This is a genomic window from Bacillus sp. 17RED48 (genome assembly GCF_019837545.1).
Classification (GTDB): Bacteria; Bacillota; Bacilli; order Bacillales; family Bacillaceae_G; genus Bacillus_A; species Bacillus_A wiedmannii.
The window spans coordinates 246749-264389 of sequence record NZ_JADAXG010000007.1; the positions used below are offsets into that span (position 1 = coordinate 246749).

The 17641-nt window shown below is 33.5% G+C and carries 23 protein-coding genes; 8 read left to right on the forward strand and 15 right to left on the reverse strand.

The window, feature by feature from the left end; genetic code table 11:
• Positions 1-102 precede the first annotated feature (102 nt).
• From ILT06_RS24380 to ILT06_RS24390, 3 genes are all read right to left on the reverse strand, one after another.
• Positions 103-582 (reverse strand): DinB family protein, encoded by a 480-nt coding sequence (locus tag ILT06_RS24380; protein WP_048560849.1) that lies wholly within the window; start codon positions 580-582, stop codon positions 103-105.
• Between the two features lie 41 nt (positions 583-623).
• Complete coding sequence (locus ILT06_RS24385) at positions 624-1820, reverse strand: MFS transporter (RefSeq protein ID WP_064475478.1); 1197 nt, start codon at positions 1818-1820, stop codon at positions 624-626.
• A 123-nt stretch (positions 1821-1943) separates the two neighbouring features.
• Positions 1944-2903, reverse strand: a complete 960-nt coding sequence (locus ILT06_RS24390) for a helix-turn-helix domain-containing protein (protein WP_064475479.1) — start codon at positions 2901-2903, stop codon at positions 1944-1946.
• A 135-nt stretch (positions 2904-3038) separates the two neighbouring features.
• Here ILT06_RS24390 and ILT06_RS24395 point away from each other — a divergent pair, with 135 nt between their 5' ends.
• Both ILT06_RS24395 and ILT06_RS24400 read left to right on the forward strand, forming a co-directional pair.
• A complete protein-coding gene (locus ILT06_RS24395) occupies positions 3039-3884 on the forward strand; it encodes an oxidoreductase (protein ID WP_064475480.1) in 846 nt (281 codons plus the stop codon).
• 40 nt (positions 3885-3924) lie between these two features.
• Positions 3925-4443 (forward strand): GrpB family protein, encoded by a 519-nt coding sequence (locus tag ILT06_RS24400; protein ID WP_064475481.1) that lies wholly within the window; start codon positions 3925-3927, stop codon positions 4441-4443.
• A gap of 72 nt (positions 4444-4515) precedes the next feature.
• Here ILT06_RS24400 and ILT06_RS24405 read toward each other — a convergent pair whose 3' ends face one another.
• The 6 genes from ILT06_RS24405 to ILT06_RS24430 all read right to left on the reverse strand — a co-directional run bounded on the left by ILT06_RS24405 (position 4516) and on the right by ILT06_RS24430 (position 7341).
• Complete coding sequence (locus ILT06_RS24405) at positions 4516-4896, reverse strand: DUF4181 domain-containing protein (protein WP_064475482.1); 381 nt, start codon at positions 4894-4896, stop codon at positions 4516-4518.
• 21 nt (positions 4897-4917) lie between these two features.
• Positions 4918-5358, reverse strand: a complete 441-nt coding sequence (locus tag ILT06_RS24410) for an NUDIX domain-containing protein (RefSeq protein WP_222655617.1) — start codon at positions 5356-5358, stop codon at positions 4918-4920.
• 27 nt (positions 5359-5385) lie between these two features.
• Complete coding sequence (locus ILT06_RS24415) at positions 5386-5709, reverse strand: DUF4181 domain-containing protein (protein WP_081257260.1); 324 nt, start codon at positions 5707-5709, stop codon at positions 5386-5388.
• A gap of 68 nt (positions 5710-5777) precedes the next feature.
• Positions 5778-6602, reverse strand: coding sequence for a PP2C family serine/threonine-protein phosphatase (locus ILT06_RS24420; protein WP_098112025.1), 825 nt, complete (start codon positions 6600-6602; stop codon positions 5778-5780).
• Positions 6586-7077, reverse strand: coding sequence for an HIT family protein (locus tag ILT06_RS24425; protein ID WP_098102847.1), 492 nt, complete (start codon positions 7075-7077; stop codon positions 6586-6588). Before ILT06_RS24425 ends, ILT06_RS24420 begins: the two co-directional genes overlap by 17 nt.
• Before the next feature lie 93 nt (positions 7078-7170).
• On the reverse strand, positions 7171-7341 hold the full coding sequence (locus ILT06_RS24430; protein ID WP_064475484.1) for a glycine zipper domain-containing protein: 171 nt from the start codon (positions 7339-7341) through the stop codon (positions 7171-7173).
• Positions 7342-7559: 218 nt separating this feature from the next.
• Here ILT06_RS24430 and ILT06_RS24435 point away from each other — a divergent pair, with 218 nt between their 5' ends.
• The gene (locus tag ILT06_RS24435) at positions 7560-7796 is read left to right on the forward strand and encodes a hypothetical protein (RefSeq protein WP_064475485.1); all 237 of its coding nucleotides are present in this window, start codon (positions 7560-7562) and stop codon (positions 7794-7796) included.
• 48 nt (positions 7797-7844) lie between these two features.
• Here the strand turns inward: ILT06_RS24435 and ILT06_RS24440 are convergent, their stop codons facing one another.
• On the reverse strand, positions 7845-8681 hold the full coding sequence (locus tag ILT06_RS24440) for an ABC transporter permease (RefSeq protein ID WP_098112026.1): 837 nt from the start codon (positions 8679-8681) through the stop codon (positions 7845-7847).
• Positions 8674-9879 (reverse strand): quaternary amine ABC transporter ATP-binding protein, encoded by a 1206-nt coding sequence (locus ILT06_RS24445; RefSeq protein WP_064475487.1) that lies wholly within the window; start codon positions 9877-9879, stop codon positions 8674-8676. Before ILT06_RS24445 ends, ILT06_RS24440 begins: the two co-directional genes overlap by 8 nt.
• Before the next feature lie 171 nt (positions 9880-10050).
• Here ILT06_RS24445 and ILT06_RS24450 point away from each other — a divergent pair, with 171 nt between their 5' ends.
• The gene (locus ILT06_RS24450) at positions 10051-10908 is read left to right on the forward strand and encodes a glycine betaine ABC transporter substrate-binding protein (RefSeq protein WP_064475488.1); all 858 of its coding nucleotides are present in this window, start codon (positions 10051-10053) and stop codon (positions 10906-10908) included.
• Between the two features lie 45 nt (positions 10909-10953).
• Here ILT06_RS24450 and clpP read toward each other — a convergent pair whose 3' ends face one another.
• Both clpP and ILT06_RS24460 read right to left on the reverse strand, forming a co-directional pair.
• Entirely contained in the window at positions 10954-11535 is a 582-nt protein-coding gene (gene clpP / locus ILT06_RS24455) for an ATP-dependent Clp endopeptidase proteolytic subunit ClpP (RefSeq protein ID WP_000991621.1), read from the reverse strand.
• Positions 11536-11556: 21 nt separating this feature from the next.
• Complete coding sequence (locus ILT06_RS24460; protein WP_064475489.1) at positions 11557-12243, reverse strand: RNA polymerase subunit sigma-70; 687 nt, start codon at positions 12241-12243, stop codon at positions 11557-11559.
• Positions 12244-12386: 143 nt separating this feature from the next.
• Between ILT06_RS24460 and ILT06_RS24465 the strand changes: the two genes are divergently transcribed.
• The 3 genes from ILT06_RS24465 to ILT06_RS24475 all read left to right on the forward strand — a co-directional run bounded on the left by ILT06_RS24465 (position 12387) and on the right by ILT06_RS24475 (position 13915).
• Complete coding sequence (locus ILT06_RS24465; protein WP_001125375.1) at positions 12387-12707, forward strand: 2Fe-2S iron-sulfur cluster-binding protein; 321 nt, start codon at positions 12387-12389, stop codon at positions 12705-12707.
• 1 nt (position 12708) lies between these two features.
• Positions 12709-13374: a ribose 5-phosphate isomerase A gene (gene rpiA, locus ILT06_RS24470; RefSeq protein WP_064475490.1), complete on the forward strand. Its 666-nt coding sequence runs from the start codon at positions 12709-12711 to the stop codon at positions 13372-13374.
• 106 nt (positions 13375-13480) lie between these two features.
• The gene (locus ILT06_RS24475) at positions 13481-13915 is read left to right on the forward strand and encodes a GNAT family N-acetyltransferase (RefSeq protein ID WP_048560834.1); all 435 of its coding nucleotides are present in this window, start codon (positions 13481-13483) and stop codon (positions 13913-13915) included.
• A 179-nt stretch (positions 13916-14094) separates the two neighbouring features.
• Here ILT06_RS24475 and ILT06_RS24480 read toward each other — a convergent pair whose 3' ends face one another.
• Positions 14095-14697, reverse strand: a complete 603-nt coding sequence (locus ILT06_RS24480; RefSeq protein ID WP_048560833.1) for a DUF6944 family repetitive protein — start codon at positions 14695-14697, stop codon at positions 14095-14097.
• A gap of 701 nt (positions 14698-15398) precedes the next feature.
• On the opposite strand from ILT06_RS24480, the gene ILT06_RS24485 reads away from it, so the two are divergent.
• Positions 15399-15863, forward strand: a complete 465-nt coding sequence (locus ILT06_RS24485; RefSeq protein ID WP_154132146.1) for an exosporium protein D — start codon at positions 15399-15401, stop codon at positions 15861-15863.
• A gap of 303 nt (positions 15864-16166) precedes the next feature.
• On the opposite strand, the gene ILT06_RS24490 is transcribed toward ILT06_RS24485, so the two are convergent.
• Positions 16167-17534 (reverse strand): lytic polysaccharide monooxygenase, encoded by a 1368-nt coding sequence (locus ILT06_RS24490; RefSeq protein WP_064475492.1) that lies wholly within the window; start codon positions 17532-17534, stop codon positions 16167-16169.
• Positions 17535-17641 lie beyond the last annotated feature (107 nt).

A 17641-nucleotide genomic window follows, 5' to 3' on the forward strand; every position in this document is an offset into this window, starting at 1 on the left:
TTTCATGGGTTTTCTCATTTCTTTCATAATAAAAAAGTGGACAAAATGAGACATATGTCTCGTTTTGTCCACTTTTGTTCACCTAATTTGAGAATTATTATCTTATTCATTCTCAAAACTCTTCTGTAACTTCCGGATGTAAATAATTTGACCAATATGATAAGCATTATGAGTTGTTACATTCGCCAATATTTCCCACCACTTTGCGGAAACAGAAAATCCAACTACATCACTTTCCACCTTCTCTTCATTTATAAGCTTTTGCCATTGTAACAGTTTCTCTAGTAGTTTTTCTCTCAACTCATCGAAGGTTTGATTATTTGAAAGCATAAAACTTTTGTTATTATCACCAATAGCGGGCACGGCATCCACATTCGATTCTTTGTACCTAGTTTGCCACGTTGAATTCCAATACAGTAAATGTTGTACAATTTCAGCTATACTATTACTCTCTTCATTCGGTTTCCAGAAAGCTTCTCTCTCAGGTAGATCTTTCACTGCATCTGAAAATGGAATATACCAACTAGGATCGTTTGCATTCGCTAATAATTGATCTGCTAATACATCTTTCACATGTACCACTTTACGTCCTCCCTTTAAAAAGATTCATTTCATGACAATACTCACTTCTCTAAATACGCTGAGTTTGTAAGATTTCCTCTTTTTAAACGCAATCCCATACATATACATATAAAGAAACCGAACGCACCTAATCCATAAGCAGCTGTATAACCACTTGTTTCAATAATCCAGCCTGCAAGTCCTGGTCCAATCATTTGACCAACTGCATAAAAAACAGATATAAAACTAATTGCCATCGATACATACTTTTGGGATACTTGCTTTGATGCTGCAACTTGTATTAATAAAAGGATACCACCGAGGCTAGAACCCCAAATTATTGCCGATACGATAAAACCCATTATGTTTTCAAAAAGGATTGGCACCACATCACCTATTACAGCTAATATAAGTGCAATACATAACGTTTTCTTTATGCCAATCCGATCTGAAATCAATCCCCAGATAGGAGCTCCTACTATTGAAAACATACCGGCAATTGCATAAATAGTTCCTGACATCGCTGCCGAAATACCACTATCAATCATAAAACTAGTTTGATATAAATTCGGAATTAAGTAAACAATGCCCACAATAAAATACATCCATGCAATAACATATAGTTCTTTTGTTTTCCATAAAAACGATTTATAATTCCCTTTTTCCTCATCTTCGGTTACATCAGGATTTTTCAAAATAATTGAAGCGATACATACTACGATACATGTAATAACCCCAAACAAAAACCATACACCACGCCAACTGTACGCAGGAAATGTACGTACTACATAAGGAACAATTATTCCACTAAATAACATACCTATGCCAGCACCGCTTAATAACAGCCCCATTACAGTTCCTCTTTTGTCCGGAAACCATCCTACCGTTATTGACATGAGTGGTGTATATACTAAAGCACTACCAGCTCCAGCACATAGCATACAAATAGCGACTAGCCAAAATGAATAAACAAAGGCTAATCCCAATAAGCTTACAACAACAAGCCAACTCCCTATTAATAAAACGGATTTTGCGCCGAAACGGATAGTAAATATTCCAGATGTTCCTACAGTTAATAAATATCCTAAAAAAAGTATTGTTCCTAACATACCTGATTGAGCTGTAGATAAATGAAGTCCCTCTTGCATAAATGGCAATATAATTCCATATGCCATACGTGCAAAACCGGTTGTTGTTATAATAAGAAACATCCCTGTTAATACAAATAGCCAAAAATGACTTTCATTCCGCTCTTTCATTTAAATTCCTCCATAAAAAATTATTTCCAATTGGATGTTGTTTGTAATTATAATGACCATTACAAAAAGCAACTACCAAATAACGGAGGAATTTACGGTATAGCGGATTATTCCTGTTTTACGTTAATAAATCCGTAAAAGTTTTGATGGATTCATTCCATACTTTTTACGAAATAACTCTGAAAAATGACTGACATTATTGTACCCAACTGCAAATGCCGTTTCGGTCACATTACTATTTCCCGAACGTAGTAAATCTATCGCATGTTCCATACGTTTTTCTCGTAAATATGCAAATGTGGACATCCCAAATAATTCTTTAAATCCAATTTTTAATTTATAATCATTTAATCCTACTATTTTAGCCAATTCTAATAATGATGGGGGTGATTCCATTCGTTGAAGTAAAATTTCTTCAGCCTGTTTTATTTTATTCAAATCCTTTTTTGATAATTGACTCCTTTTATTTGCGTCACAATCATTAAGCAACACTCTCCCAAAATGTATAGAAAGCAATTCGAGCGCTTTACTTTCTAATTCTAGTTGACTAATACGATCCTTTTGGGGAGGCTCTATCATTTTCTTAATAAGATTAGATGTTATAGAATCAATTGGATTTTGAAACTTTTTAAAAGATTGATTTCCTAATATAGAATGAAAATCAAGACTTTTTTCAATAGCATTATTCATCATGAAATGATTAAATAATTGTACAGGAATCCCAATTGCTAATGAATATAGAGGCCTTTCTTTTTCATATTCAAATAACACATCAAAATCATTCATAAAATATAAATAACTATTTCCAGTCATTAATTCATACGCGGAATGACCAACTTGCACTTCTCCGAACCCTTGTAAACAAAAATTAAGCTCAACCATTGCTGCATCAGATGCAAACTGGATGCGATAATTTTTATGAAATTGATAATTTGATAACACAATTTCCATTCCTGAAAATGAAGTCCATCTTCGTATTTCACCCTTACCTATTGTTTTGGGCATATTCATATGCCTTTCCTCTACAACTTGTAAACCATGAAAGTATTTATGAAAAATATCATGAAAACCGTTAGTCTCCATGAAATCCACACTCCTTTTATGTGAAAACTAAATTTAATTGATAACCATTTTCAATTATAACAAATATCTTTATACAATAAATAGATTTTATCCCCATAACTCGTTATGATAAAAGAAAAAGAAAGCTGGCGGAAAATGGATAAAAAAATCGCAGTTATAACTGGGGCTTCAAGTGGTTTCGGTCTTTTAACAACACTTGAGCTTGCGAAAAAAGACTATTTAGTCATAGCTACAATGCGAAACCTTAATAAACGAGAAGTTTTAATATCTCAAGCTACTCAACTCAACTTACAACAAAACATAACAGTTCAACAATTAGATGTAACCAATCAAAATTCTATACATAACTTTCAATTATATTTAAAAGAAATAAACAGAGTAGACCTACTGATTAATAATGCAGGATATGCAAATGGGGGCTTTGTAGAAGAAATTCCAGTAGAGGAATACCGTAAACAATTTGAAACGAACCTTTTTGGAGCTGTATCAATTACTCAACTTGTATTACCTTATATGAGAGTACAAAAAAGTGGGAAAATCATTAATATAAGCAGCATTAGTGGTCAAGTTGGATTCCCTGGTCTATCCCCTTACGTTTCTTCAAAATATGCGTTAGAAGGCTGGAGTGAATCACTTCGTTTAGAAGTAAAACCGTTCGGAATAGATGTTGCTTTAATTGAACCTGGTTCTTATAACACAAATATTTGGGAAGTTGGTAAACAACTAGCTACAAACCAATCTGATAGACCTTCTCCTTACAAAGAATATATGGTTAAAATACAAAAACATATTAATAGCGGCAGTGATACATTTGGTAATCCGATAGATGTTGCTAATAAAATTGTAGAGATTGCTGAATCTAAGCGTACGAAATTACGATATCCGATTGGAAAAGGTGTAAAATTTATGATCTTTGCGAAGAAGATTCTTCCTTGGAGATTGTGGGAATACCTTGTTTTGAGAAGCTTTAAGAAAATGTAGTTTACTTTTTTGATAACATTTTGAAAGAGGTGCTAATCAAATGTTAGGTTTACCGTTTGGAAAAGTGTTTTTAGTTCCATGGACTGAAGAATGGCAAATTGAGTTTATGAAAGAAAAACAACTCATTGAAGAACAAATTGGCAAACATATTTTAGCGATACACCATATTGGTAGTACCTCTATTCCACATTTAAGTGCAAAGCCAATTATTGATATTGCAATCGAACTAGAAAATTATACGGACGGTTTAACATGTATAAAAAAGTTAGAACTACTAAACTATAAATACAGAAAAGATGTACTGCCTGAACGATATTATTTTAATAAAGGAGAACCACGAACTCATCAAATTCATATATATGAACAAGGCAATACATATTTAATAGAACAATTACAATTCAGAGATTACTTAATTGACAATAAAACTTCTCGTATACAGTATGAACAGTTAAAGGTTCAACTTTCACAAGCTAATCCTAATGAAAAACATCAATATGCAGAGGATAAAACAAATTTCGTTACATCCATTTTAGCTAAAATAAATGATAAATTTAAATAAGAAACCATTTACTACTCAATGGTTTCTTATTAATTAGTTAACTCTTGATTTGTACCATTAATAATCACCTTATTATGCAGCAGGTGGAACGAAATAAACTAGTATTGAGAGCATCAATATAAATGCAACCATTCCCGTTATTGAAAGTATATATTCTTTTGATTCTCTATCATACTTCCATTCCATCCATGCTCTTAAAGTCAATGATATCCCTAAATAAGTGAACATAACATAAGCCATTTTAGAGTTTTCAAATTTAAACATATAATAACAACTACCTATTATATAAATAATCATAAGCCCTATTTCCAATTTTACATGTAAACTATTCACATGCTTATATCCAAATAATCCTCTTTTTTCCGCATTCAACTTTCTTCTTAAAAACTGTTCTAAAAAGTAACCACCTATAGGCAGTCCAATAATAATAATCAAGATTGTAGAGGTACTCATTGTTGTTCCCCTCCTATTACTTTATTTATTTTTAGAAATAAAGTGGACTATATTTCGGTTATTCTCTTCTAAATAACTTACAATCCCTTCAGGATATGTGGGCTTCTCCTTTAATTCATTTATACTTTTCCAAGTTAATATAATATCCTCATATTCTTTATGTCTTATTTCATTTGTTATTCTCTCTTTAACAGATCCCCAATGCATCAATGTGCAATGATGTCCTTTTTCGTTATTCCACTTGAAAATATCCTCATTTACAACGGCTAACTCTTGAACATCAATCTTCAAATCGTATTCTTCTATTAATTCTCGTATTATTGCTTCTTTTGATGTTTCACCAAATTCCATAGAACCGCCTGGAAAACGATAAAATGTTCCCCTTAAATCACATTGAACAAGCACTTTAGAATGGTCTTCATTTAAAATCATTACTTCAGCACGTAATTTAGGATTTTTCATTTGTCTCCCCATTCATTCCGCATATGATTAAATCCAATAGTTATAAAAGAATAGATTAATCATAATTCCTGTTATTATTAATAATGGAACTGTTCCTAAAGAAATGACATATTCCCTCGACTCTTTATCATATTTCCACTCCATATATGATTGAAAGCAGTATAAAGTTATTAAAAATAATATGGGTAAATTACTAATATAAATAGGATTTAAAGTGGCACATATCATCGTTACTATTATATAAGAAATGATAAGAGCCCTAATGCCCCATTTATGAGCGTTGTTTACATATTTACTATTCCAGTCAGTTTGTTTCGGTATATTTAATTTTTTTCTCACTACTTTTTCCAAAATAACTAATAATATGATCCATAATACTAATAAAATCCCTTTAACTAAAAGCAGTGATGTCTCCTCCTTTACCTTTTATCCGGTTGATCACTCGGATAAGTAGCATTCTCTTTGTTTTCAACGTCCCAACTAATAATTGTCGCACTATCTCGTCCGAATTGATGATGAACTTGCTCTAATACATGATGAACACTTTCTTCAAGTTCTATATTATTTCTATTCATATCATTATACAGATTCAATGGTGTTTCATAATGACGTTCCCCGCATTCTAATACCCCATCTGTAACCATTACAATTCGATTCTTTCCAGCACGTAATTCACGAATTCCTGTTGAATAGCAAGGGACTGGTAAATGAAATGTATTTACATTTCCAATCCATTCGTAAAAATGGCGTTGATTTAATGCATATTGTCCTAACTTATGTAACTCTTCATGAAATACATAAACTAAACAATCACCAATAGATAACCACCATATGTAGTTTTCTTTTCTTACACATATTAAGCACGCTGTTTCACCTTTTACTTTTTTGCACTTTTCTTTAAATGAGGGGGATTTAAAGATTGTAAGTAGATGATTTTCAACCGATCGAAATACTGTATCAATCGATTCATTCAACATTGCTTTTATATGTTCATATTCTTTTTGGATTGTATTTACTACTAAATCAACACTTTCCGCACTATTATGTCCATCTAAAATAGCTGCAAATTCCCAATCACCATTCGACCAAACTAACGCACCATCTTCATTCTTTTTTGCTCCAGCACTTATATTCCCGCCATATGCACCGAGTACGATATCACCATATTGTTTTACTGAAACTTCGTCTAAACACATCTTCTTATTTCCAACCCATGAACATTGTCTATTATTTGTTGTATGCATATTCACTCACCATATACTTTCGTATTCTTTCGCATAGTTTTTTGATTTTTTCTGCGTCACCATATGGTGCACCAGTCCATTTCGCTACTTCAGTCGGTGACCAAAACTCTTTGGGTGTATTTGGATAACGCGGTATAATGTGCATATGCGTATGTGGTACACCATTCCCTGAAACAAAAGTGTAAATATGTTCTGCACCTTCACTTTCTTTTAGCGCTTTACTTACTCTACTTGTTATAAGTCCGAACGCTTTCGCTTCTTCATCTGTTAGTTCAGCAAGACCAGGTACATGTCTTTTTATATCTATCATTACATAACCGAGGTATGTTTCTTCACTATCCCAGTGGACATGTCCTACGTAAACGAGTTCATCTTCGTATATAGCTCCACCTGGAACTATTATGTTTCCTCTATGTTTTTCGCAAATAAAGCAGTTTTGTTCTACTTGATTGTTTGTTGACATATCCATCACCATCCTTTTTATTTATAATATCATAAAAAAAGGAAAAACAGGATTTATATTCCGAAAATCCATTTAACGGGGTAATTTTTGAAATGATTTTAATACTCACTTTTTCTTCAAAAATGCAACGCCAATTACGATTCCTATCACAATTCCGATTACCAAATTATTAGTAAAAAACCCTTGAAACACACCGATTACAACCCCTATACCGATACCTATTGCCAAGGCTTCATTTCTTTTATTATTTTTAGCCAAAATTGCATCTCCTCCCATCATTTCTCCCTAAATAACATACATTTACTTGAATGTATTAATATATTCACTACCTCACTTGAATATTTCCAAAAAATGTACCTTAACTTCACATAATAATATTTTCCATTTTCTGTACATACTCCTTTTATCATAATAAAATTTCAAGTAACCATTAATTATACATAGGCATTTACTATAAAAAAGCTTCGTAATTTATTGAAGGAGGAAAGGTTTAAATGCATCCTCACTGGAATCCAAATATAAATCAACAATATGTGTATTCCCCACATCCCGTAAGAAATACACTGCATCATGATTCACAATATATGATGCAGCGTATCGCAAGTCTTGAAAGTCAATTAGCGAAATTAATCTCATTAATCGAAGAGAATAATCATTTAATTAAATCAATGGAACAACAACAAAACCATGTTTGTGCACCAGCTGGTAGTTCTGTTATCGTTCGTATGTAATTTTTCCGAACAAAAAACACACTTTGTATAATAAAGTGTGTTTTCCTTTTATCTTCTTTTTTGATGAAATCCTTGTGTAATACGGTCTAGTATAATTGCAATGACAACAATAGCTAGTCCGGCTTCAAATCCCATTCCGATATTAACTTGTGTTACAGAGCGGTATACATCAACTCCAAGACCTGGCGCTCCTACAAGAGATGCTGTTACTACCATCGATAAAGAAAGCATAATACTTTGGTTCACACCAGCCATGATTGTTCCAGTTGCGAGTGGTAATTGTACTTTAAATAATTTTTGTGATGCAGTAGAGCCAAACGCATTCGCTGCTTCAATTAAATCTTCTGGAACTTGTCTAATTCCTAAGTCAGTAAAACGAATTGTCGGTGGCATTGCAAAGATTACGGATGCGATAATCCCAGGCACTACACCTACTCCGAAAAATGTAATTGCAGGAATAAGATATACGAAAGCCGGCATTGTTTGCATAAAGTCTAATGTCGGTTTTAAAAATTTTGAGAAGCGTTCATTTTGAGAAGCTAAAATTCCGATTGGGATTCCTAAAATAATTGAAATAATAACAGACGTAAGTACAAGTGCTAATGTTTGCATCGTCTGTGCCCAGTAGTTAATATTTAAAATAAATAATAAACCGATGAGTGTAAAAATAATTAAAGATACCTTTCTCGTTGTGTACCAAATGAGGAAACAAAGGATAATAATCATCAATATGGCCGGTATTATTGTTAAAAAATTAGTGAGTAAATCAACGAATCCACCGATAATATAAGAGAATCCTCGGAATAAGCCTTCAAGATGCTCATATAAACTTGCAACAAATGAATCGACCCATTCCCCTAATGGAATACGTGGTATACTACTCATCGTCTTTCACCTCTTCCTCAATATTACCTGCAAGAGCTTGAATGACACTTTCGCGTTTAATAATTCCTCTTAGCCTTTTCTTCTCATCAATTACGGGTAACGGATATTTCATCTCCGCCATTTTTGCATATGTTTCTTCCAGTAAAGTATCTAAATACACGTGCGGAATATCGTTTAGTAATAAATCAGCAATTGGCCATTGTTTTTGAACGGCTTTACTCGCATCATCCGCAGTTAATATACCTAAAAACTCATATTTTTTGTTAACAACATATACAGTTGAAACACCTGCATTTCTCATAATCTGAAGTGCTACACGTGGTCCACGATCAATTAATAAAGTCTCTGGTCGTTTTAATATAGATTCCGCCGTAATTACTTTTCCTAAATTTACGTCCGCAACAAACTTCTCAACAAATTCATTCGCTGGACTCATCATAATTTCTTCCGGCGTTCCAATTTGAACAATCTCTCCATCTTTCATTAACGCAATCCGATCGCCAATTCGAAGCGCTTCATCTAAATCATGCGTAATAAATATAATTGTTTTCTCCATTTTATCTTGTAGCTCTAACAATTCATCTTGCATTTCTTTGCGAATCAGTGGATCTAATGCACTAAATGACTCATCCATTAACAATACATCTGGATTATTTGTTAATGCCCTTGCGATTCCAACACGCTGCTGCATACCGCCACTAAGTTGACTCGGATAATTATCTTTATGATGATCGAGTCCTACTAACTGTAGCGATTCTAATGCTTTATTTTCTCGTTCCTCTACTGGAACTCCTTGAATTTCTAACCCGTACGCAACATTTTGTATCACTGTACGGTGAGGGAATAAAGCGAATTTTTGAAACACCATGCTCATCTTCGTTCTTCTCACTCTTCGCAACTCTTCTTTTCCCATCGTTGCGATATCTTCACCATCTATGTATATATGCCCCGCCGTTGGTCTAATTAATTGGTTTAACATACGGACCAACGTAGATTTTCCGCTACCAGACAAACCCATAATTACAAAAATTTCTCCCGTGTATACTTCAAACGTTGCCTTTTTCACACCAACGTTCATTCCTGTCTCTTTTAAAATTTCCGATTTGCTTTTTCCTTCTTTTAATAAAGACAGCGCTCTTTGCGGGTGTTTCCCAAATACTTTTGTTACGTTTTCAACACGCACCTTTGTATTATCCATGTCACTACTCCTTTTCTACCCATCTATTCATATAGTGTTGCGATTTTACAAAGAAATATTACATAAAAATGACATTCATAAGATTTCTTTAAAATTCGCGTTTCCGTTCATAATAAGAATGCTTACTTATACATTTATTTAAAAAGGCAAACGTTTCTTAGGAGGGTTTCGATGAAAAAGAAAATATGGCTTATATGCCTTGCATTATTTATTACTATGATTTTCTCTTCATGTAATGCAACAAATGCAAATTCGAAAGGAAAAATTAAACTTGGTGTAACAAGTTGGAAAGAAAACATTGCAACTGCAAACATGTGGAAAGTTCTATTAGAACAAAAAGGCTATAAAGTTGAACTCATGTATTTAGAAAAAGCTGCGATTTGGACTGGCGTTGCTCGTGGTGATGTGGATGCGAATTTAGAAGTATGGCTACCCGTTACGGATAAACCGCTAAATGCTCGTTATAAAGATGATATTGTCTTAAAATCCAAATGGTATGAGGGTACTGGGCTAGGCTTAGTCGTCCCTTCTTATGTGAAAAACATAAACAGTATCGAAGATTTAAATGCTCATAAAGATGAGCTAGATAACAAAATTGTCGGTATCGAACCCGGTAGTAGTCTTATGAATTTAACAAATAAAGCAATGAAGGAATATGATATAAAACTAAAGCTTGTCCAATCTTCTGAAGCTGCGATGATGAGTGAACTAAAGAAAGCATATAAGAAAAAGAAACCAATCGCTGTTACGCTTTGGAATCCGCATTGGGGCTTTTCAGAATTTGACTTAAAATATTTAAAAGACCCTAAGAAAGTATATGGTGAAAAAGATGACATTTATTACTCTGTTCGTAAAGGTTTCGAAAAAGATCATCCGGATATCGTGAAATACTTTGACAAATGGAAAATGAATGATGAGCAGCTTGGCACATTAATGGTCACGTTAAATAAAACGAAAGATCCCGAAGAAGCTGCACGAAAATGGATTGAAAAAAATCAAGCACTAGTTGATGAATGGGTAAAAGATTAATAAAACAGGCTAGAGGATTAGCATATCCTCTAGCCTGTTTTTATCTTATTTTTTTGTAACAACATCATCTACAATTCCATACTCCTTTGCCTCTTCAGCAGTCATAAAATAATCTCTTTCTGTATCATGTGCTACTCTTTCAATCGATTGCCCCGTTTTTTCTGCAATCATTTTATTAATATCACGCTTTAACTTTAGTATTCTTTTCGCTGTTATTTCAATTTCTGTTGCCTGTCCTTGCGCACCACCAAGTGGCTGATGAATCATAATTTCACTGTTAGGGAGTGCAAATCGTTTTCCTTTTGCACCTGATAATAATAACAATGCACCAAATGATGCTGCAAATCCCATACAAAGTGTTTGCACATCTGGTTTGATTAGATTCATCGTATCTAATATGGCAAAACCTGCTGTCGTTGAACCACCTGGGCTGTTGATGTATAAATAAATATCTTTCTCTGCATCTTCCGCTTCTAAAAATAATAATTGAGCTACGACACTACTCGCTACTTGATCATTAATTTCTGAACCGATAATAATAATGCGGTCTTTTAATAACCTTGAATATATATCATAGGAACGTTCTCCTAATTTCGTTTGTTCTACCACATATGGAATTGCATTCATTTTAAATCCCTCCAATAATTGTTATGCCGCTAAAAGCATACAACTGTAAGAAGAAGGTTTTTTCGCATTAAATAATAAGACTGGCTGTTTAGATGGTAACTTAGTAAAATCTATTGTCGGAAGAAGCTTAGTTAACAATTCCGGCCTTTCTTCCCGAATAGACGTTACTACAACTTCAATATCATCTGTGAATTCGACTATCTCAATCCCTTCTTCACTTACAGTTTTCAGCCTATTTCTACTCCGAAATAAAGAAGCTTTCACTGCACCTTCTGATACGGAACATACTTTAGCAATATCAGCTATACTATATTGAAACACATCTTTTAATAGTAAAATTGCGGATTGCTGTACATTTAATGACGATAATACTTTCCCTACCATTTCATGCAAATCTGCAATGTTCTCTTGTGGGGCATCAAAAATAATTTGTTTCTTTATTTTTTCATGAACTGATTTTGATTTCATCTGGTCTATCCAGCGATTTCTAGCTATTTTATATACAAGCGTCATACAAATATCTTTCTTACTATATTTTTGAAGAACTTTACAAACCGTTTCTTGGGCAAGATCTTCGCCGTCCCATTTATTTTTCGTTAAAAATGTACAATACCTTTTCAACTCTCCGTATTGCTCAATTAAAAAGTTTATATTTGAATGATTTATATCGATATGATTCTTTAAAATATGAGTTACTTTTGTGCACAAAATAACCACTCCTTTTCAGCGCTTACTTAATTAACGATTCAACAAATAAAAAAGTTACGGGGCATATAAAAAAATTATGTTTATGTTCAATAATTCGCGGTCATAAATATGTTATGTACAATTTTACTTGAGGAGGAATAAATTTGCCAAAATTAACAATTGAAGGTGCGGGAACTTTCGATGTGAAAGAAGGCACAAAGTTAGTATTAGCGATCGAAGATAACGGTGTACACATTCTCCATCGCTGCGGCGGGAAAGCCCGCTGTACAACTTGTAGAGTAGAAATTATAGCAGGTGAGTTTTGTGAAGCCAGTTCTAATGAAAAAAATGCGATTACAGAAAAAGGAATTGAAGATCACTTACGTTTATCATGCCAAATGCACGTACATAAAGATATAGTCGTTCGTCCTATACTTACAGTAGAAAATTCAGGTCTTGATGCAGGCCCACGTCCAGCAGAATGATATGCTAAATTTCAAACAGCTCGCTGGTGAATATGCTGCTAACTTTGTAAAAGATGGGATGAAAGTTGGACTTGGTACAGGTTCTACTGTATATTGGACGATACAAAAATTAGGTGAGCGTGTAAAAGAAGGATTATCATTTCAAGCTGTACCAACGTCAAAAGAAACGGAATTATTAGCTAAACAACTAAATATCTCTCTAATTTCGTTAAACGACGTACAAAGTCTTGATCTTACAATTGATGGAGCGGATGAAATTGATGCTAATTTACAGCTTATAAAAGGTGGTGGTGGCGCATTACTTCGCGAGAAAATTGTTGCCACTTCCTCCAAAGAACTAATTATTATTGCTGATGAATCGAAACTTGTAACACATTTAGGTACTTTCCCATTACCTGTTGAAATTATACCTTTTTCATGGAAACAAACCGAAAGGAAAATTCAATCTTTAGGTTGTCAAACAACGTTACGTTTAAAAAATAATGAAACGTTTTTTACCGATAACAATAACATGATTATTGATTGTATATTCCCTCATAACATAACTAATCCTGCCAATTTACACACTCAATTAAAAATGATTACAGGTGTAGTTGAAACAGGGTTGTTTGTTAATATGACTAGTAAGGCGATTATTGGAACAAAAAATGGGATAAAGGAATTATAATGAAAGCTGACTCTTACAGTCAGCTTTTTATATTTTCTCTTTATTTCGTATCATTATGATATACTATGAAAACAAAAGCACATCACACTAGAAAGGGCTGAACAATTTGCACTCCAAACTCATAACAGAACTTACAGATTTAGAAACTGCCTTTCATATTCGAAAAGAAGTATTTGTAAAGGAACAAAATGTACCTCTTGAAGATGAATTCGATACATTCGATGAAATCGGTGAGGAATGTAAACATATTTTAGTTTATTATAACGAGCTTCCTGTAGGTACAGGTCGTATACGATTTGTTGAGGGCGCAGGAAAATTAGAACGTATTTGTATTTTAAAAGACTATCGTAAATACGGATTAGGTAAAGTCATCATTCAAATGTTAGAAGAAATTGCTCGTAATGAACAAGCTACAAAAGTGAAATTACACGGGCAAACACAAGCTGAAGGATTTTATAGGAAATTAGGCTACGAAACTTCTTCTGATATATTTATGGAAGATGGTATTCCACATATACTTATGATGAAAGTGTTATCATAATAGAAAGATGGCTATATTGTTTATTCATATAGTCACCTTTCTGTATCTTATTCACTTGAAAGCAAAGAACCTAGCATACATAGTCTTAAAAGAACCTTAATGAATTGGCGTTCTCTAGTTTTCTATTCGCACTATATTCTGTTTGCTTTCACTTTAAAAAGATTATTTTATTAAACTCACTATGAATTGTTATCTACTATCTCTTGTCTTTCTTCTCTTATTTGACCGATTAATGAAACTACAGAACCAACTGCTTGAATCCAGCTCCCCGTAATTACTATAATCTGTCCATCCTCCTCATTGCCTTCCGAAATCCCCTCCACTTTATCCCGACTAGCTTTCAATTCATCAATTCCACCTATTGCCTGTAATGAATTTCCGGTCGCTTGTAACACATTCCCGGCAATGTTATACGATTCATCTATATCGGAACTATCCTCTAATTCTCCACCTATTGCTGTAATACCACCTAATGCTTGTATCCAATTCCCTGCAATCACTACTTTTTTTTGTGTATTATCTTCAAATTCTATAATGAGTCCTGTTAAAACCGTTACATTACCAATTGATTGGATTTCATTACCGATTTTTTCAAGAGATATTTCCCCTTGTCCATCAGCTTCCAGACCGTTCCCTGTTGCCTGTAATACATTCCCCCATATGTTTAAATCTCTTCTTAATTCGTCGTTCAATTTTTTAAAAGGTGTACTACCAACCGCAGCAATAATTGTCCCTACTGCAACAAACCAAGCACCAACTATCTCCTTAATCGGATCATCCATTTTCAATCTATCCCGTCATTAATTTACTACTTACAGGATATGAATTTATGCATCTCCATGTTAATAGCCTACTTCTCTCCATTTGAATAAAACTCGATATTTCGTTAATACTATAAATACATCAAGTGTGACATCCTTGTTTGGAGCAGTTAGCTTTTGCTAATCGCTCTTTTATTTCGTTCTTGCTTCTCGAAGAATTCTTTAAATACGTTTCCCAATACGTACACATTCTGTATTCCCCCTCGAATACAATACATAACTCAATATAATATCTATGTATCTAGATTACTACCCCTGTATCGATTAGTTAAAGTTGGCTAACCACTTCATTATTTGCAATGAAATTAAATTTCAGATTTTTTTAAAAATCCAACTCGATATTCATAATTCCAAACATCTAAAATCAAAAAATATAATTGTATTATCACAGGAAAATTTTCCGAATAACTTTTTTGTTAAAAAGTTTTCACCTTAAAATTAGACAAGCATATGTTATTGAATGGAGATTCTCCATTCATAAGATTCTTACCTTTCTTATCTAGAGCACACTTTAATGTGTGCTTATTTTTAGTTAGAAACTACAACATCCTCAAATATATTTCTTTTTTTACAAAAGCGGATATTATTCTTTTGTACAAGCACTCTTTCCTTTTAATTAATAATATATATTGATATTACAAAGAAAGGAGAGCAAAATATTTATGGCTAATTATTTTTATAAAGATGGTAAAAAATATTATAAAAATCAATCGCATTCGAACGATCAAAAAAATAACTGTTTTATTGAAACTCATACGATAACTGGTTCTGCAGAAAATGCAAATGGAAATATACCTTTATCTGTTTTCCTTGAAACCACCGCGCCACAAACTGTATTTGAGGATTTCACAAACAATCATAATAAAACATTAATTCAGTTATTCGTTGTCGGGATGAGTGCACCCGTTCAAGTAACTATTCTAACAAGAAAATCTAGCCGCCCAATTACTGCAACATTACAACCTGTTCAAACAAAAATATTTCAAGTTGAAGATTTTCAAAGTCTTACTTTTACCAAACAGGAGGGTCCTACTAGTATAGTTAGTTTATTTGCGCAAAAAACATTTTGTATTTGCTGTAACGATAATAAGGATTCGTGTGATGAATATTATCAAGATTGTAATTAATAGATTAACGCAGCAAAAGAAACCGTTTTATACAGGGTTCTTTTTATTTCGCTCCATACATTTTCAAAAACATTTTAGAATCATACACTATGATTTTTCTTTAAATCTCTCCTTCCCCGTTATTTTATAAAAATAACACTTTAGTTTAATTACGGGACTTATCATCATTTAATGAAGGAAAGTAAAATTTAGAAAAAAAGACGACGTATTCAACGTCGTCTTTTTTATAAACAGAAAAGTGAATTCTCAAGATTTCCTTTTACGTCAAAGCCCATCATCTCTTAGTTCATACCTAGGTAAAGCTTACACTGTTTTCCATAATGATAAGGCATAAATCCAGTTTGGATCCCCATTTCCTTGATAGCTCTGGACTGCTTCATATACTTTTCCTTCGTGTAGAACTCTATCTCCCTTTTCATATGCTTTCTTTGCATCCCAACCTTCATATGAAGCGCTTTCAGTTTTTGTAGTAATTGTGAATATATCACTCTGTACAGATTCATTTCCAGCTACATCAACAGCTTTCACTACATATTTATAAGTAGTATTAGAGAGTAAATTTTTATCCATATAAGAAGTCGTATTAGATGTTGCAATCTTTTTCATTGATCCTTCTGTTTCTCTATAAATATCGTAATGGTCTACACTAATATTATCGTCAGATGGACTCCACATTAAATCAACACTTGATGCTGTCGTTCCCATACTATGTAATCCTTTTGGCTGTGTTGGTGCTTCTGTATCAGGAGCCTCAACTGTTGTTTTTACTGTAAGCGCTGCACCTTCTTTCGAGACATTTCCAGCTACGTCAATTGCTTTTACAGTATAAGAGTATTCTGTACTTGGTTGTAATTTTTTATCAATAAAATGAGTTCCTGGTACTGTATCAATCATCTCTCCGTTACGGAAGATTTGATACCCTTTTACCCCTACATTATCCGTAGAAGCGTTCCATGCTAGTTCTATACTATTCGCTGTTACTTTTTGTGCCTGAATTCCATTTGGAATACTTGGAGCTTCTGTATCTAGTTTTACGTCATTGATAAGATTAACATCGATTACATTATAGAATGCATTTGCTGTATCAGCTACATCCCATACTGCTAAAATCACATGATATCCACTACGATCAGTAGGTACATTGATTTTGTGAGTTAAATGATTTGAGGCTGCAGAACCATCATGTTGTACAGTTCCAATTGGTTCAAAGTCTGCTCTTGTGAGCGCTTTATTTGGATTCCATCCTTTTTTTGTAATATAGTAATGCCATTTGCTCGTTAAGTGAGGCGCTGTATACTTCCAAGTAAATGTATTTTCTCCACCAGTGATTGTATTTTTAAACCAACGATTTGCTGTTTGTTGATCTAAAATACCACCAAATTTACCACCTGCAGAAGCGATTTGTCCATCAAGTGGGCCACCTTGCGGGAATCCTTTTGGTGCTTCTAAGCTTTGCGGTTCATACATAACACTTCCGCAGTTTACATTTAGTGCACCATAAGTTGGACTACATAAAGCAGATCGACTGCCAGGCTTTTCAACAAAACCGTGCGCGTATGCGTTTTGAGGAATAAGTGTCGTGCCAATAATTCCGGCTGTTAATGCAACAGCTCCTAGACTTTTTTTGTTCATTTTCATGTTTTGTAGTTGTTTTAAAAATCGATTATTCATGTTTCTGTCCCCTTCTTGTTATACTTCGTAGTGTAATGTGGGCTTTGATGTAAAAGAATAACAAGAGACAATCTTGTATCGATGTATGTGTTAGTAATTCATACACC

Coding starts and splice junctions, on each gene's coding strand:
- ILT06_RS24485 (WP_154132146.1), top strand. CDS start 15,399: ATGGCTAATTATTTTTATAAAGATGGTAAAAAATATTATAAAAATCAA.
- ILT06_RS24400 (WP_064475481.1), top strand. CDS start 3,925: ATGTTAGGTTTACCGTTTGGAAAAGTGTTTTTAGTTCCATGGACTGAA.
- clpP (WP_000991621.1), bottom strand. CDS start 11,535: ATGAATGCAATTCCATATGTGGTAGAACAAACGAAATTAGGAGAACGT.
- ILT06_RS24440 (WP_098112026.1), bottom strand. CDS start 8,681: ATGAGTAGTATACCACGTATTCCATTAGGGGAATGGGTCGATTCATTT.
- ILT06_RS24410 (WP_222655617.1), bottom strand. CDS start 5,358: ATGAAAAATCCTAAATTACGTGCTGAAGTAATGATTTTAAATGAAGAC.
- ILT06_RS24425 (WP_098102847.1), bottom strand. CDS start 7,077: ATGGTGATGGATATGTCAACAAACAATCAAGTAGAACAAAACTGCTTT.
- ILT06_RS24395 (WP_064475480.1), top strand. CDS start 3,039: ATGGATAAAAAAATCGCAGTTATAACTGGGGCTTCAAGTGGTTTCGGT.
- ILT06_RS24490 (WP_064475492.1), bottom strand. CDS start 17,534: ATGAATAATCGATTTTTAAAACAACTACAAAACATGAAAATGAACAAA.
- rpiA (WP_064475490.1), top strand. CDS start 12,709: ATGCTAAATTTCAAACAGCTCGCTGGTGAATATGCTGCTAACTTTGTA.
- ILT06_RS24480 (WP_048560833.1), bottom strand. CDS start 14,697: ATGGATGATCCGATTAAGGAGATAGTTGGTGCTTGGTTTGTTGCAGTA.
- ILT06_RS24405 (WP_064475482.1), bottom strand. CDS start 4,896: ATGAGTACCTCTACAATCTTGATTATTATTATTGGACTGCCTATAGGT.
- ILT06_RS24445 (WP_064475487.1), bottom strand. CDS start 9,879: ATGGATAATACAAAGGTGCGTGTTGAAAACGTAACAAAAGTATTTGGG.
- ILT06_RS24435 (WP_064475485.1), top strand. CDS start 7,560: ATGCATCCTCACTGGAATCCAAATATAAATCAACAATATGTGTATTCC.
- ILT06_RS24385 (WP_064475478.1), bottom strand. CDS start 1,820: ATGAAAGAGCGGAATGAAAGTCATTTTTGGCTATTTGTATTAACAGGG.
- ILT06_RS24430 (WP_064475484.1), bottom strand. CDS start 7,341: ATGGGAGGAGATGCAATTTTGGCTAAAAATAATAAAAGAAATGAAGCC.
- ILT06_RS24420 (WP_098112025.1), bottom strand. CDS start 6,602: ATGCATACAACAAATAATAGACAATGTTCATGGGTTGGAAATAAGAAG.
- ILT06_RS24450 (WP_064475488.1), top strand. CDS start 10,051: ATGAAAAAGAAAATATGGCTTATATGCCTTGCATTATTTATTACTATG.
- ILT06_RS24390 (WP_064475479.1), bottom strand. CDS start 2,903: ATGGAGACTAACGGTTTTCATGATATTTTTCATAAATACTTTCATGGT.